Raw genomic sequence first — 15190 nt, 5'->3', positions numbered from 1 at the left:
CCCGGCGTCTCCTCCTTTCGGTGGGCCTCCGCCCCGGGGGGGGGGGGGCGGCCCCCCCCCCGCCCCGGCGCATGGGCGTGCCGGTCAGGAACCGGGCTGGGTGGGACTGTTCGGGTAGACGAACCGGGCCGGTTCCGGCACCGGTGCTCCGCCCGGCGCCGGTCCTGCGCTGGCCGGTGCGGGCGGTGCCGGGACGCCGGGGCCCGCGGGGGCCGGGCCGGGCGCCGAGGGTGCAGGTGCGGCCGGGGCCGTCGAGACGCCCAGCACGGACGGTGCGGCGGGCTGGGCCGCGACGCCGTCCGGGCCGCCGCCGGATGCGGACTCGTCACCGCCGCCGGGGGCGGCCCGGGTGATCAGGGCCGGGATACCGGGCCGGGTGACCAGGGCGCGTCCGCGGTCGCCGGGCGCGCTCGGGTCCTCGCCGAAGCGGAACTTCGTCGGCTGCTGCGCGGGGCCGGCGTCGATGCCTTCGTTGCTGATCCGGCCGGTCGGGTCGATGCCGGAGCCGGCACCGCCACCGTCCATGCCCGGGACCTGGGCCGGGCCCTGCGGCGCCGGGACGCCGGTGCTCATCTGCATGGCCAGCGACCCGGCGGCCTTCGCCGCCCCGGCCGCGACCGCCATGCCGGCCATGCCGGTGCGGTGCGTGTCGTCGTGGCCGCTGCCGTCCGTTGCCCAGTGGACGAACTTGTAGACGGCGTATGGGCACAACAGCACCATGACCATGATCACGACTCCGGCCATGGCGTCGGACAGAGCGGCCATGCCGTCCTTGGCGTCGGTCTTGCCGAGCGCGGAGACGCCGACGAGGAAGACCACGGTCATCAGCAGCTTGGAGACGATCAGGGTGGCGGTGGCCTCGATCCAGCCGCGCCGCCACCGCTGGGCGACCTCCCAGCCGCCGCCGGCCCCGGCGAAGGCGGCGAGCGCCACGAGGATCAGTACGCCGACCTTGCGGGCGACCATCACGCCCCAGTAGAGGAACGCCCCGATCGCGCTGCCGACCGCGACGAGGGCAGGGATCGCCCAGCCGAGCGGGAACATGGCGCCGAACTGCGACACCTTGATCATGCGCCGCACCGCGTCGGCCACGCTGGTGTGCGCGGCTTGGAACAGCCCGGCCGACAAGGCGTCGACAGTGGTCACCGTGACCGCGGTGAAGCTGATCGCGCCGAAGGCGAACAGCACGCCGGTCATCGTGCCCCAGCCGGCCTTGGCCAGCGCCCGCTCGTCCCGCCGCCAGGCGGCCAGGACCAGCTGCGCGCAGAACGTGCCCACGGTCAGGATCAGCCCGATCGGCAGGACCAGCTGGTAGTTGTCCCTGAACCACGGCGCCGACAGGTCGATGGCCGTGGTCTCGTCGACTGCCTTCGCGCACAGGTCGACGGCGCTGGCCGCCAGCTCGCCCATGCTCTTGGCGATCCACGCGCCGATGCCATCGGTGATCGACTTGCCTGGGTCACTGATGAAGTTGATGCCGTCGACCACGTTGCAGACCTGGGCGACCATCGGGAGGTTGCAGATATCCACGAGGGCCTCCCAGCTCAGGGCGCCACGGCCGGCAGTACACCGGCGAGGGCACACGAGCGGTCAGGACGGCACTGCACGGCGAGGGTCGCCGAACGGTCCTCGGCACCACCGGCCGGGGAGCCGTTCCAGGCGATCGACTGCTTCCCGGAGACGGTCACGGCGTAGACGTACGCCTGCGTGATCGCCCCCGGATCGGCCTGCAGCGCCTTGGTGAACCGGTCCGGGAAGTGCGCCTCGTCCGCGGTCGCGGTGGCGAACTGCCCGGAGTCGGCCATCCGTCCCCACAGCACCGGCGAGGGCACCAGGCGGTCGACCGAGTCGACGTCGACGTACTGCCCCTCGCTGGTCAGCCACCGGTGGAGGGAGGCCACCAGCTCCGGCTGCGAGGACGAGCGAGTGTCGTACGACCACAGCGCCACCGCCGCCGCCTTCGCGAACGCGATCGGATCGCGGGTCGAGGGCGGACCCGGCGCTATCTTCGGACGCCCACCCGGCGACGTAGAAGTCACCGGTGCGGAGGGCGCCGCCGAACCCGCAGCCGCCGCAGTCGGGTTGGCGGCCTCGCGTCCGTCCCGGGTGACGTAGGCCAGCACGCCGGCGAAGGCGACGAGCACCACCAGGACCAGCGAGCCCAGCAGTGCCCGGCGGCGAACCAGGATGCCGCCGGAGCCACCTGTATGAGGGCTGGGGTTGAAGGAACGTTTCTGCATTACTTGACCTGGCTTCCGAGGGTCGAGAAGAAGGAGACGACCCCGTTGGCCGCGCCGAGCAGCAGCGCCGCGCTGGCCGAGACGAGGACGCCCTTCTTCCCGTTGGCCTCCGCCTGGTGCCCGCCCGAGTGGTGACCCCAGGCCCACACTCCGGCGCTCACGGCCAGGGCGCCGACGACCGCGATGATCCCGAAGAGATTCAGGCTGCCCATCACCTGCTTGAGGACCGAAAGGCCAGGCAGGCCACCCTCGTTGGGGGTGATTCCGGGGTCGTAGGCAAGCTGAACGACGGCGTCCGCGAGATACAAGGGAAGCTCCAGAGCAAATTCGGGGCGCGCGAAGGCAGCCCAAAGAAGGGGGAGAGGAGAGAGGGGAGGTGAGGGCGCGCGGGTCAGACGACCCGGCGGACCGCGAGGATCTCCGGCCGCCACGAGGCCAGGGTCGAGATCTTGACCACGTCGCCGGTCTTCGGCGCGTGCACGATCAGCCCCGAACCGATGAACATCCCGACGTGCTCCGGCACGGCGGCGGTGCCGCGCGTGAACAGCAGGTCGCCCGGCTTGAGCGCGTCCGCTGAAGCGGCGGCGCCCTGCTTGACCTGGTCGTACGTGGTCCGCTCCAGCGAGATGCCGGCCGAGCGGTAGGCCATCTGCATCAAGGAGGAGCAGTCGCACCTGCCCATCGGGTCCGCACCGTGCGAGTTCGCGCAGGTGCCGCCCCACTGGTAGGCGGTGCCGAGTTGGCCGAGCGCCCACCGGATCGCGGTCTGCACCGGCTGCGGACCGTCGGCTGGGATCGTGTAGCCGCCCGGCAGCGAGCCTGCGGGGATCGTGCCGAAGTCGCTGCCGTCGCCGCCCGCCGTGGGCGTCCCGCAGCCGCCGCCCGCTGGCGTCGGTGCCGGTGCCGGTGCCGGTGCCGACGTCGGGTTCGGCGTGGGCGAGGTGCCGGAGGCAGGGTCGAGCAGTGGCGTGAGGGCCTTCTGGAGCGCTTCCGCCAGGGGCTGCCACTTGGCGTAGGCGTCGGGGAAGCCGGAGTGCTGCACCGTCTGGGCGGCCTGGGTGACGGTCATCGACTCCCAGCCGTTGACCTTCTGCAGCGCCTCGTAGAACTTGGTCGAGGCGTACACCGGCTGCATGATCTGCTCCGGCGTGCCCCAGCCCTGGCTCGGTCGCTGCTGGAACAGGCCCAGCGAGTCCCGGTCGCCACCGTTGATGTTGCGAAGTTCGCTCTCCTGCAAGGCCGTTGCCAGGGCGACGACCTGCCCGCGCACCGGGACGTGCATTGCGACGCCGGTGGCCTGGATCGTCCTCGCGTTGGGGATCTGCTCGGACGGCTTGCTCAGCCCGGCCACGGCCGGCGCTGACAGCGGACTGGAGCCCTTGAGGATCGCCTCGACCTGCGCCGCCACCGCCGAGGAATCCACACCCTGCGGACTTCCGCCGGGAGGGCAGGAACTGGACGCGGCGGCCGAGGCGTTGCCCGCGCCGATGATCGCCACGGGAAGGGCCAGCACCAGCGGACCGCAGGCGACGACGCCGACGAGCGCGCCGACCGACTTCTTCACGACGGTCCCCGGTCACCGGGCAGTGGCCGACCGGGCAGGGGAAGAGGATGAGGGCACGGGTGTGCCAGGGCATGCTGCATCGCAGCGGCTCCTCGGGGATGCGTAGGAGAACGCGGTGCCGGCCTCTCGTGCGAAGAAGTCGCCGGCACCGCGCCGGTGGTGAATCCGCCCTCGTTCAGGGCGGGCCCGGGTCACGGGAGTTGGTAGCTCCAGGACGCCGGCCTCGGGTCACGCGCGGCAGCCGGCCGCGCTCGTAATCTCAGCCGGAACACGACGGCGCTCCTCGGGATTCAGGGTGAAGGGGATGCCGCCCGCACGTGGTCACGCCTGCACTGGGCAGCACGGACCAACACGCGCCGGGCCAGGGCCGTTTGGCCTGCTGCCCGGTCGGCATGGCGAGACAGTAGACGCGAAAGTCGGCCGCACCAAACGACCCCTGACCAGGCCCGGAAGCCCGTAGCCGGCCGTTAGGTGCGGCTGCCGATCGCCGCTACCTTCCTCGGCATCCCCGCTCCCTGCGGCTGCCGCCGGGCGCCGCCCGGAGCGGGCCCAAGCGCCATGCGGAAGGAAGACCCATGAGCTACCAGCTGCACCGAGGCGACGCCCTCACCGTGCTGAAGACCCTCCCGGACGAGTCCGTCAACGCCGTCATCACCGACCCGCCGTACAGCAGCGACGGGCGCACCAGCCGCGACGCCTGCGGCAAGCTCGCCACCAGCAGCAGCGGCGTCCACGACCGCAAGACCTTCCCCGACGAGAACCGCGACCACCTCGCCTGGCTCACCGAACTACTCGCCGGGGCACACCGGGCAAGCACCGAGCACTCGGTCGCGATGCTTTTCTCCGGCTTGCGGCAAAAGCCCGATATCATCGAAGCGCTCAGGATGGCCGGCTGGACCTGGCAAGGCACCATCCCCTGGATCAAGCCCGCCGGCCAGTCCCGCAAGGGCGGCTTCGAGCAGTCCGCCGACTTCATCACCTGGGGGGTCAAGGGCTCCCTCGACACCAGCCGCGACCTCTACCTGCCTGGCCACTTCACCGTCACGCAGCCCGGCAAGGAGCAGGGCCACACCACCCAGAAGCCGCTGGAGATCATGCGGCAGCTCGTCCAGGTTTGCCCCGCAGGCGGCACCGTCCTCGACCCCTTCACCGGCACCGGCTCCACCGGTGTCGCCGCCCTGCGCGAAGGCCGGCGCTTCCTCGGTATCGAACTCAACCCCCACTACGCCGACGTCGCCGAACAGCGACTGCGCGCGGAGCTGACGCAGGACGACTTCGTCGTCGCGGGACCGGAGGCGTGAGCATGGGAGCCGTCACCAGGGCGAGCGACCGAAGACGTGAATGGGCGGCCGGATTACCCGGCTCCAGCCGCCCTTCCTCGTCCTTCACGACTCCTCGACCGCCCGCCCGATCAACGGCACCGCCTTCTTCACGTCCGTCGACGAGACGATCCGCACCTCCAGGCCACGTTCCCAGGTGCCCGATGCTGCAGACATCGCGCGTGAAGCCCTCCTCTCGCGATGGGGCCACGGCACCAAGGATCGTTGACCGGTGTGCGGTAGCGTGGCTGCCCGTGCACTCCTCCGCGGACGTGCATGGGCTGAGGCCCCGGCCATTATCGGTGGCCGGGGCCTCAGCTATGGCATTAGGGCCTCCTTTCCAACCTGAGGCAGCTACTTGAGTGCTGCGGTGATCACCCCCGCCACAGCTGCCAGTGCCGCGATGACGCTGGCGTTGCACCGAAGCCACTGTCCGAACCTGTTGCGTCCCATCGTGCACTCCTCGTAGTTCACGAGACTCGGGGGTAGTTGGCCCCGAGCTGGACTATGTGCTGGGAGCAGAGGGGTCGCTTTGGGGCGACACAGGAGAAAGTACAGGACCGTGCGATGGCACCTTGGATGACCAGCCCTCTGTCTGATCCATCTTCGTGACATGGAGATGGGTAGAACACATCGGAGGTGAATGGCTGGAGAGGCGCTGATCGACTGGTGAGGCTCGCAGGTGATAGTCCACAGGCGCATTCCGCCCTGCCGGAAATTAGCTCGAAATGGTGATGGTCGGAAGACTTGAGGATGTTCATCCGTTCGTGACGACTATAGTCGGGTATCTCCGAGGGCTAACCGGAAAGGTGCGCCATCGGCACCATTGAAGGGTGACCTGGAGGGGTGTGGACCAGGCCCCGATGTGGGTCCCCTCCGCGCCAGTTAATGGCAGCGGCACCGTTGAGTCGTTCGGTGTCGCAGTGCTAGGTACGAACTGCCCATGCACTGCGGCACCGACGGCGATCTGCGAGGTTCCGAGCTGGGAATCTGGAGCTCGGGGGTCGACCGTCGAGAACGCGAGGGATTGCGTCGGCAGCAGCAATCAGGATGCTTCACCGCACCCGAGGGGATCCCCTTCTTGCCGCTGCAAGCCAGCTGGTTGCAGCCCTGTCGATGTGTCAGCGGACACGGCAGACTCCCCGCTGGCGGTCAGTTGGCCTCCCCGCTGGTGGACATGAAATCTCCCCGGTGACGGACAGCTGATCTCCCCGCAGACCCACCCAGCCCATCACGCACAGTGGGCAGGGTGAAGAGCGATGAGGAGATCATGGAGATTCTTGAGGCGTACGACCTCACCGGGAGTTACCGGAAGGCGGCCGAGCTGGCCGGCTGCGACCACCACACCGTGCGGCGCTACGTGCAGTTGCGCGGGCAGGGGGTCGACCCGACCGAGCGGGCGGTGCGGTCGAAGCTGATCGACGACTTCCTGCCGAAGGTCGAGGAACTGGTCGAGCGGTCCCGCGGCCGGGTCGGCGCCGACGCTGTTCACAAGAAGATCGCCGCGATGGGCTTCACCGGGACCGACCGCACCACCCGCCGGGCCGTCGCCGCGTCGAAGGAGTCCTACCGGGCCGGGAACCGCCGGGTCTTCCGGCCGTGGATACCCGAGCCGGCGATGTGGCTGCAGTGGGACTGGGGCGAAGGCCCGCGCATCGACGGCAGACGCACCAGCCTGTGGTGCGCGTGGCTGGCCTGGTCGAGGTTCCGGGTGGTCATCCCGGTGCTCGACAAGACCCTGCCGACGGTGGCGGCCTGCCTGGACGCGACGTTCCGGACGCTGGGCGGGGTCCCGACCTACTGCCTGACCGACAACGAGAAGACCGTCACGGTCGAGCACGTGGCCCGGATCGCGGTCCGCAACCCCGAGCTGGTGCCGATCGCCCGCTACTACGGCACGGTCGTCAGGACGTGCATGCCGGCCGACCCGGCCTCGAAGGGCGGCACGGAGGCGACGGTGAGGATCGCGAAGCGGGACCTGGTCCCCACCGCGGTCAACCTGCGGCCCGACTACGGCGACTTCGCCGGACTGCAGCAGGCCTGCGCGGACATCATGACGGAGGTGAACGGTCGGATCCACCGCGAGACCCGCAGGATCCCCGCCGAGCTGCTGGCGGAGGAGCGGCTGCGGCTGCACCCAGTGCCCGAGCAGCCGTTCACCGCCGCGTTCGGCGAGACCCGCCGGGTCGGCAAGGACTCCACGATCTCGGTCGAGTCGGTCCGCTACTCGGTCCCACACGAGCTCGTCGACGAGCGGGTCTGGGTCCGCTTCCACGGCGACGAGCTGATCGTCACCGCGATGGCCGCAGGCAGCGCGGTCGAGGTCGCCCGCCACCTTCGCTCGGCACCGGGCAGTCCGCGGATCGCCGACGAGCACTACCCCGACGCCCCGCGCGGTGAGCGCACGCCGAAGCCGACGAACCCAGCCGAGGCCCAGTTCCTGGCGATCGGCCCCGGGGCTGCGGCCTGGCTGGTCGAGGCCGCGGCGACCGGCGTCCGCCGGATCAGGGCGAAGATGGCCGACGCGGTCGCGCTCGCCAAGCTCTACGGGACCGCCGACGTCGACCGCGCACTCGGGACCGCGGCGACGGTCGGACGGTTCGCCGACGGCGACCTGCTGTCGATCCTCGACCACCAGGGCGAGCACGACCGCATCGAGCCGATCCGCCGCAGCGAGGACCACAGCCTGCAGCCGGGCACCTCCGCCTGGTCAGGCTTCGGCTCGGCCTGAGCCCTCCTACTCCTCAACCAGGCCGCTGGCGAAGGGGAAGTTCTCCAAGAACTCCCGCCGGCCCGGGTCCTGCTCGGCCTCGGCCAGGTCGGCGAGCACGGTCAGGAACCGCTCGCGCTGGTCCTGCGGCAACTGCCCCAACACCCAGCTCACGCTCTCCATCATCTTCACCGCGGAGTCAGGGTCGACCTCGTCGTCCTCGCAGCTGTCGAGGAACCGGACGACGTCGACGACGAGTCCGGCAAGGACGGGCACCAGCGGGTCCGTGTCAGTCATCCGGGCAACCTATCCGACCCCCGTGACAGCAACCCCACCACCTCGGCCGACGGGCACTCGACGTCGGCACCGACCAGGAAAGAGCACCCGTTTCATGAACGACAGTCCTGCCCAAGCGGGCGCGACGCGGCCCCGCATGCAAGCACCCGCCTCCGCCGTCGCCGCGACGTCCGGCGCCGCGTTCGACGAGGCGATCGCGCTGACCCGCCGGCTGAAGCTCCCGCACATCCGCCGGGCGATGGCCGAGATCATCCCGACCGCGAAGGCCCAACGATGGGATCCCGCAGAGATCGTCCGGGCCCTGCTCGCGGAGGAAGCCGCCGGCCGTGACGCCGCCAACCTCCGCACCCGTCGAACCCGCGCGGCGTTCCCCACCGGCAAGACCTTCCACATCTGGAACGAGGAGGCGTCCTCGATCCCGGTCCCCACACAGTCCTCCCTGCGAACTCTGGAATGGGTCGGGCGGCGCGAGAACCTCTGCGTCGTCGGACCCTCCGGCACGGGAAAGTCGCACTTCAGCGAGGCGCTCGGCCAGTCGGCGGTCGACGCCGGGATGACCGTCGCCTGGTTCACCATCGAGGACCTCGGGGCCCTGATCCGCCGTCACCGCGTCGACGACTCCGTCTCGAAGGCGATCTCCCGGATCACCCGAACCGATTTGATCATCGTTGACGACATAGGGCTCCTCCCGGTCTCGCCGGACGCCGCCGAAGGCTTCTACCGGCTGGTCGATGCCGCCTACGAACGGCGGAGTCTGGCGGTCAGCAGCAACCTTCATCCGTCTGGATTCGACGAGATCATGCCCAAGACCCTCGCCACCGCGACCGTCGACCGGCTCCTGCACCACGCCCACGTCGTCGTCACGCAGGGCGACAGCCACCGCCTCGCCGAGGCGACCACCGGACGGGGCGTCGTCCCGCTCGGCTGACCCACCAGCGGAGAGATCAACTGTCCACCGGGGACTTTCAACGTCCACCAGTGGGGAGATCAACTGTCCGCGAGCGGGGAACTCCTACTGTCCCTTGACATCGATGGGCGTGCGCATCCGAGGGTGTATCTGATATCGGCTGCAAGTGAGGTCGAAGAAGATCCTCGCAAGGCTTGTCCAAAGGCATCTCTGAATCGAAGCAAGTGGCGGATTATCCCGCCAGCCTAACCTCTCTCAATGGAAATTGACGACTATTCACTCGAATGAGTGATGACTGTCGGTGGGGGCTGCTTCGATGCGACCTATCCGCGAGGTTTCTCACCGAGGAGGGTTTCATGGAGGCGTTGTACGAGCGGCTGGCCGGGGCGGCAAGCGGGCTGTCGGTGGACGGTGCGATCAGGGTCACGGCCCGGTACGAGCCGGTGGCCGGCGTGGGGGCGCCGGTGGCGCCGCCGACCGTGAAGGTCAAGCAGACGATCAAGGACCCGGCGACGGGCAAGGAAAAGGAGGTCGACGGTCCGGGCCAGTTGTTCGAGGACCGGTGGGTCGGCGGGCAGCGCACGAGGGTGGTGCTGTTGGACCAGCGGCAGTCGCAGGCGAACCGCTGCGAGACGGCCCTGTTGGACGCCGTTGATGAGGGGGATGCGGTGGTGCCGCATCTGGCGCTTCACGTGAGGGCGGAAGGCCGGGAGCTTCGGATGACGAACCTGGATGCGCCGCACCGTTCCCGCGACGCGTACTTCCGGGACGCGCTGGACGAGGCCGGGGTGAAGTTCGACGACACGGACACGGGCCGGGCGCTGCGTGAAACGGGGACGGGGGACGTGCGGGCCTTCCTGGAGTCGGCGCCGTCGGACCTGGTGTTCGGCCTCTGGGATTCGCACCGCAAGCGGCGGGTGCAGTTGAAGGTGCCGCGCACCTACACCTCGGAGCTGGTGGGTCTGGATCCGCTGTCCGGGAAGCGGGCGGCGGGGCGGTTCGACAAGTGGAACTTTCCCGGCGACACCGTGGAGCTGACCGCCGACGGCTGGAGGCCGGTGGAGGGCACGGGGAAGAAGGTCAAGGGGAAGACGCTCAAGGCGTCGGCGGTCGGGCACGGGATGATCCCGCCGGTCGAGGGGATGGGCGGGGTGACGGTGCGGGCGATCGAGCGGAACGCGACGCTGGCCATGGCGGGCCTGCGGGCGCTGCGCTTCGGTGACGCGCCGAAGGAGTACGTGCGGGCGGGAAGGGCCCTGTTGGCGGCGCTGGCTCTGCTGGGGGACCGGCTGGCGTTCGCGGCGCCGGCGGTGCGGCTGCGGTCGGGCTGCGACCTGCTGCTGGTGTCGGAGCGGATCGAGTGGGTCGGCCGCGGGCGCGAGGGCGTGGCGGTGACGGAGCCGCTGGAGCTGGACACGGCCGCCGAGACGCTGGAGCTGTTCGAGCTCGCGCGCTCGCGGGCCGAGGAGGCGGGCCTCAAGTGGTCGAAGGAGCCGGTGCGGCTGCGGCCGAACGCGCAGGTGCAGCAGGCGATCGAGCGTTCCTTCCGCCTGGAGGGCATCGGCGAGGCGGAAGGCGAGTAGAGCGTCATGCCCTTCCACATCTCGGTGGAGCTGCTGGAGCCGCTCTACCAGGCAACCGCCACGGACGGTGAGCGCGCGGAATGGCCGCCCCACCCGGCCCGCCTGTTCTGCGCGCTGGTCGCGCACGCCGACCTCGACGATGCCGCGCACCGGATGGCGCTGACCTGGCTGGAGGCGCAGGAGCCGCCCGTGGTCACGGTGCCAGCCAGGCCCTTGGAGGCGGAGCACGCGCGCGCGGCGTGGGTGGTGACCAACATCGTGGACCCGGGGAAGGTGACCCACGGCCTGCTGCCGGGACGCACCGCCGGCGGCGTCCCCCGGGCGTGGGCGCAGAAGACGCTGTCCGGTACGCGGATGGTGTTCAGCTGGGCCGCCGAACCCGGGGAGGAACTCGCCCCGGTGCTGAAGGAATTGGCCTGCCGGGTGCCGTACTTCGGGCGCTCGACCGGGGCCGGGCTGCTGGATGCCTGGTGCGGCCCCGACGAGCCCGGCGACGAGGATGGGTGGCGGCGGCGTTGGAGGCCTGCCGCCGGCGGGGAGTACCCGAAGGGCTCGCGGCCGATCCGGATCCCCTACCGCGGGTATCTGGCGTGGCTGGAGGAGGCGTTCGAGGAGCAGCGGCCGTCCTGGAGCCAGGCGGTCACCCACCACTACCTCGACCCCGACTACACCGACTCGTCCGAAACGTCGGTCGTGGAGGGGCCGTTCGGTGACCTGCTGACGTTCTCGTTCGCCCCTGGCGTGGCGCTGGACCCGCGGTGGACGCTGGAGCTGACCGGCCGGCTGCGGGGCACGGTGATGAGCACCCTGGAGGCGATGGGCCACGACGTCGAGGCGATGACCACGGTCCACGGCCACAAGAACAGCCCGGACGACCCAAGGCCGGTCGCCTACCTCGCGCTGCCGTTCACCGGCCACCGCCACGCCGACGGGATGCTGCGCGGCCTGGGCATCGCCCTGCCCCGCGAGATGCCGACGCAGGACCGCAAGGCGCTGCTCGCCGCTCTCCTTCGCCATGACGGGGGCTTGCGCCGGATCTGGTTGGCGGACGGGGAGCCGCTGGACCTGGTGCGGGTCAGCCCGGCCGACCAGGACTCGTGGCCGCTGACCGTTCAGCCGTGGGCCTGGCAGGGGCCGTCGGCGGTGTGGACCACGGTGCTGCCGATGGTCCTCGACCGCTTCCCCAAGAAGAACGAGGAAGCCGCGTGGGCGGACTCGGTCGCGGCCAGCTGCATCGCGGCCGGGCTGCCCGAACCCGCGCGGATGCGGGTGAGCCCGCGCGCTGGCCTCGCCCCCGGCGTGCGAGACACGGACGGGTTCCCGCTCCGTCGCAAGGACGGGGAGCGGCCGCTGCCGAGCTGCCACGTGCGTCTGACCTTCCCAGTGCCGGTGTCGGGGCCGGTGGTGCTGGGCAGCAAGAAGAACTTCGGCCTGGGCCTGTGCCGCCCGGAGCCGCACTTCCGGGAGGACGACCAGTGACGGGCACCGAGCGGCTGCCAGTGATCGATGCGGGCGAGTTCCCGGCGTTCTTCCGGGAGGTCCACCACCACACCCACTGCCCCGACGGGACCGTGACTGCGGTGTGCGACGGATGTGAGGGCTGGGCGCCGTTCCCCTGGCAGAACGCCTACCTGGCCGCTGTGGCGGCCGGCGCGAACTGGCCCGACCTCGACGTCCCCACCGCGCTGGGGAAGACGACGTTCATCGACATCTGGCTCTTCCTCCTCGCGCAGCAGCACAGCTCCCACCAGCGCCAGGAACTGGGCCGCGAGCAGCGGACAGTGCCGCTGCGGCTGTTCTTCTGCGTCGACCGGCGCCTGGTGGTCGACCAGGCCCACCAGCACTCCACAGAGCTGGCCGCGGCACTCGCCGGGGCGCCGGCCGGTTCGGTGCGGGCGAAGGTCGCCGCCGTGCTGCGCGATCTCGGCGGCGGCGAGTTGCCGCTGAAGGTGGTGCGGATGCGCGGCGGCACCCGGTGGGAGTCGAACTGGGTGCGCAGCCCGGCTCAGCCGCTGGTGGTGACGTCGACGGTGGACCAGTACGGCAGCCGTCTGCTGTTCCGTGGCTACCACACCTCCGCGCAGCGGGCTCCGATCGACGCCGCCCTCACCGGGCACGACGCTCTGCTCGCCTTGGACGAGGCGCACTTGTCGAAGGCTCTGCTGGCGACCGCCGCCGACACCGTGCTCTACCAGCGGACGTCGGTGCGAGGGGAGTTGGCGGCGAGGGCGCTTCGGGTGGTGAGCCTGTCGGCGACCAGCGCCACCAGCGGCCGTCCCCGCCTGGGCATCAGTGACGACGACCATAAGCATCGGATCGCGGGGCCGCGGATCGCGGCCAAGCGCCACGTGACCCTGCTGGACGCCAGCAGTTGGTCGAAGAAGCCCGCGGAGGCGTTCGCCCTGGCCGCCGAGACCGGCCTGGATGCCGTCCTGCCCGTCCTGCGGCTGCCCGCGGTCGCGGTGATCGCCAACACCATCACGCACGCCCGCGCCGCCCACGAGGCGCTGGCCCGGCGCCCCGACGTGGACGTGCTGCTGCTGACCGGCCGCTGCCGGCCCGCGGAGCGCGACCTGCTCGTCACCGGCCCGCTGGCCGAACTCCTCGACGGTGTCAGCCGGGACCGCGAGCGCCCCCTGGTCGTGGTCAGTACCCAGACCCTCGAAGTGGGGATCGACTGCACGTTGGGGGCGATGGTCAGCGAATGCGGCGACTGGGCCTCCGTCCTGCAGCGCCTGGGACGCCTCGACCGCCGCGGCGAACTTGGCGCCGTGCCCGCGATCCTCGTCCGCACCCACAACCCTGATGACCCGGACCGCATCCCCGTCTACGGTCAGGCCGCCGCGAACACCTGGCGGTGGCTCACCGGGAAGGCCTCCACCCATGACACCCAGGATGCCGCCGAGCTGACCCCCCGCCTCCTGGACGGCCTGGTCCTCAACCCCGCCTCCCTGCCGGGTCTGTTGGACGGCACCGACACCGCGCCGCTCACCCGCGCCGGCGAACACATCCCCCCGGTCGAGCAGGTGCGGCTGGGCGCCTTCGCCCGCACCAGCCCCATCCCCGTCCCCGACGAATCGCCCGCCCCCTTCCTCCACGGCCTCGACACCGGCCAGCCCGAAGTCCAACTCCTGTGGCGCGCCGACCTCCCCACCGGCACCACCGACCCCGAGACCCTCGCCGAACACATCCGCACCACCCCCGTCCACACCGCCGAAACCCTCTCCCTGCCCCTCGCCGCGGTGCGCCGCTTCCTCACCCAACCCCGCGCAACCCCCGACACCAGCGACCTCGAAGGCCCCGACGCCGACACCACCCCCGAAGCCCGCAACCCACCCACCCGCCTGCGCACCACCGTCCTCCAACGCGAGACCGACGGAACCTGGACCACCCCACGCGGTGTCGGGGACCTGAAGCCCGGCGCCACCCTCGTCCTGCCCACCGCCGCTGGCGGCCACGATGCCTACGGCTGGACCGCCGACCCCGACGCCCCCGTCCCCGACCTCGGCGACCACCCCACCGACAACACCCGCACCCCGCTACGCCTCGACCCCGTCGTCCTGGCCAGTACCACCGGCGCCGACCCCGAGCAGTTCACCCCGATCATCAAGCAGGCCCTCACCGACCTCACCGCAGACCCCGACGACCCGGACGCCTTGAGTACGACCGACGCGGTCCGCGCCGCGATCACCCGGCTGCTCGCCGCCCTGCCCACCAACACCCCACCCGACAGCGCCGCCCGGCACACCCCGGCGCTGCGCCGGCGGCTGGAGGACTTGCTGGAGGTCGCCGAGTGGCGCACCGGACGGTCGGCTGCGGCCGGGGTGGTGCTGCTCGACCACGGTGGTCCGGGCCGGATCGTCCTCGTCCCGCCCCGGGTCGCCGACGCCGGCCGCTACCGGGTCGCCGTGGACGACGAGGACCCGGACAGCAGCAGCCTCACCCGCGCCGTCACCCTCAAACGCCACCATGAGGCCGTCGGCGAACGCGCCCGCGTCTTCGCCGAGGCCGTCGGGCTGCCCGAGGACCTGGTCGAAGCCGTCGTGCTGGCGGCCCGGGCGCACGACTGCGGCAAGGACCACCCGCGGTTCCAGTGCATGCTCTGCTCCGGTGACCGCCTGCTCGCCGAGTCCCTGCCCGAACCCCTCGCCAAGTCCGGAATGGACCCCGCCGACCGCGCGGCCCGCCGACGCGCCGCCCGCCTGGCCAACTGGTCCAAGGACCTGCGCCACGAAGCCCTCAGCGCCGCCGCCGTCCACACCTGGCTCGCCACCGACCCGGCCACCGCCCGAGGCCTCGACCACGACCTCGTCACCCACCTCGTCGCCGCCCACCACGGCTACGCCCGCCCGATGCTGCCCGCCTTCGCCGACCCCGAGCCGGTCCTCGTCGAGTGCACCATGCCCGACACCGCCACCGTCACCGTCTCCAGCACGGTGATCGGCACCGACTGGATGGGCCCACGCCGCTTCCGCGCCCTCAACCGGCGCTACGGCTTCTGGGGCCTGGCCCTCCTCGAAACGGTCCTGCGCCTCGCCGACATCGCCTGCTCCGAAGAAGGCAGCTGACC

The 15190-nt window shown here is 71.2% G+C and carries 11 protein-coding genes; 6 read left to right on the top strand and 5 right to left on the bottom strand.

What is annotated here, in order from left to right:
• Positions 1-84: 84 nt before the first annotated feature.
• From ABT048_RS36320 to ABT048_RS36305, 4 genes are all read right to left on the bottom strand, one after another.
• Complete coding sequence (locus tag ABT048_RS36320) at positions 85-1530, bottom strand: SCO6881 family protein (RefSeq protein WP_350525885.1); 1446 nt, start codon at positions 1528-1530, stop codon at positions 85-87.
• Between the two features lie 14 nt (positions 1531-1544).
• The gene (locus ABT048_RS36315) at positions 1545-2240 is read right to left on the bottom strand and encodes a hypothetical protein (RefSeq protein WP_350525884.1); all 696 of its coding nucleotides are present in this window, start codon (positions 2238-2240) and stop codon (positions 1545-1547) included.
• Positions 2240-2548, bottom strand: coding sequence for a DUF6112 family protein (locus ABT048_RS36310; RefSeq protein ID WP_350525883.1), 309 nt, complete (start codon positions 2546-2548; stop codon positions 2240-2242). Before ABT048_RS36310 ends, ABT048_RS36315 begins: the two co-directional genes overlap by 1 nt.
• Positions 2549-2631: 83 nt before the next feature.
• Entirely contained in the window at positions 2632-3804 is a 1173-nt protein-coding gene (locus ABT048_RS36305; RefSeq protein ID WP_350525882.1) for a C40 family peptidase, read from the bottom strand.
• A gap of 575 nt (positions 3805-4379) precedes the next feature.
• Between ABT048_RS36305 and ABT048_RS36300 the strand changes: the two genes are divergently transcribed.
• Entirely contained in the window at positions 4380-5105 is a 726-nt protein-coding gene (locus ABT048_RS36300) for a DNA-methyltransferase (protein ID WP_350525881.1), read from the top strand.
• Between the two features lie 1267 nt (positions 5106-6372).
• A complete protein-coding gene (gene istA / locus ABT048_RS36295; RefSeq protein ID WP_350525880.1) occupies positions 6373-7854 on the top strand; it encodes an IS21 family transposase in 1482 nt (493 codons plus the stop codon).
• Between the two features lie 6 nt (positions 7855-7860).
• Here the strand turns inward: istA and ABT048_RS36290 are convergent, their stop codons facing one another.
• Positions 7861-8130 (bottom strand): hypothetical protein, encoded by a 270-nt coding sequence (locus ABT048_RS36290; protein WP_350525879.1) that lies wholly within the window; start codon positions 8128-8130, stop codon positions 7861-7863.
• Positions 8131-8266: 136 nt separating this feature from the next.
• Here ABT048_RS36290 and istB point away from each other — a divergent pair, with 136 nt between their 5' ends.
• From istB to cas3g, 4 genes are all read left to right on the top strand, one after another.
• Positions 8267-9058 (top strand): IS21-like element helper ATPase IstB, encoded by a 792-nt coding sequence (gene istB, locus ABT048_RS36285; protein WP_350525878.1) that lies wholly within the window; start codon positions 8267-8269, stop codon positions 9056-9058.
• Between the two features lie 335 nt (positions 9059-9393).
• Positions 9394-10620, top strand: coding sequence for a type I-G CRISPR-associated RAMP protein Csb1/Cas7g (cas7g, locus tag ABT048_RS36280; RefSeq protein WP_350525877.1), 1227 nt, complete (start codon positions 9394-9396; stop codon positions 10618-10620).
• Between the two features lie 6 nt (positions 10621-10626).
• Positions 10627-12099, top strand: a complete 1473-nt coding sequence (gene csb2 / locus ABT048_RS36275; RefSeq protein WP_350525876.1) for a type I-G CRISPR-associated protein Csb2 — start codon at positions 10627-10629, stop codon at positions 12097-12099.
• Positions 12096-15188, top strand: a complete 3093-nt coding sequence (gene cas3g, locus ABT048_RS36270; RefSeq protein WP_350525875.1) for a type I-G CRISPR-associated helicase/endonuclease Cas3g — start codon at positions 12096-12098, stop codon at positions 15186-15188. Before csb2 ends, cas3g begins: the two co-directional genes overlap by 4 nt.
• Positions 15189-15190: the final 2 nt, after the last annotated feature.

The organism is Kitasatospora sp. NPDC096140, assembly GCF_040303045.1.
Taxonomy (GTDB): domain Bacteria; phylum Actinomycetota; class Actinomycetes; order Streptomycetales; family Streptomycetaceae; genus Kitasatospora.
The sequence above is the reverse complement of the archived record's forward strand: the minus strand, read 5'-3'. Positions and strand labels throughout refer to the sequence as shown.

Excerpts from the sequence above, each read along its gene's own strand:
- ABT048_RS36315 (WP_350525884.1), bottom strand. The coding sequence starts at position 2,240 with ATGCAGAAACGTTCCTTCAACCCCAGCCCTCATACAGGTGGCTCCGGC.
- ABT048_RS36300 (WP_350525881.1), top strand. The coding sequence starts at position 4,380 with ATGAGCTACCAGCTGCACCGAGGCGACGCCCTCACCGTGCTGAAGACC.
- ABT048_RS36290 (WP_350525879.1), bottom strand. The coding sequence starts at position 8,130 with ATGACTGACACGGACCCGCTGGTGCCCGTCCTTGCCGGACTCGTCGTC.
- istB (WP_350525878.1), top strand. The coding sequence starts at position 8,267 with ATGCAAGCACCCGCCTCCGCCGTCGCCGCGACGTCCGGCGCCGCGTTC.
- cas7g (WP_350525877.1), top strand. The coding sequence starts at position 9,394 with ATGGAGGCGTTGTACGAGCGGCTGGCCGGGGCGGCAAGCGGGCTGTCG.
- csb2 (WP_350525876.1), top strand. The coding sequence starts at position 10,627 with ATGCCCTTCCACATCTCGGTGGAGCTGCTGGAGCCGCTCTACCAGGCA.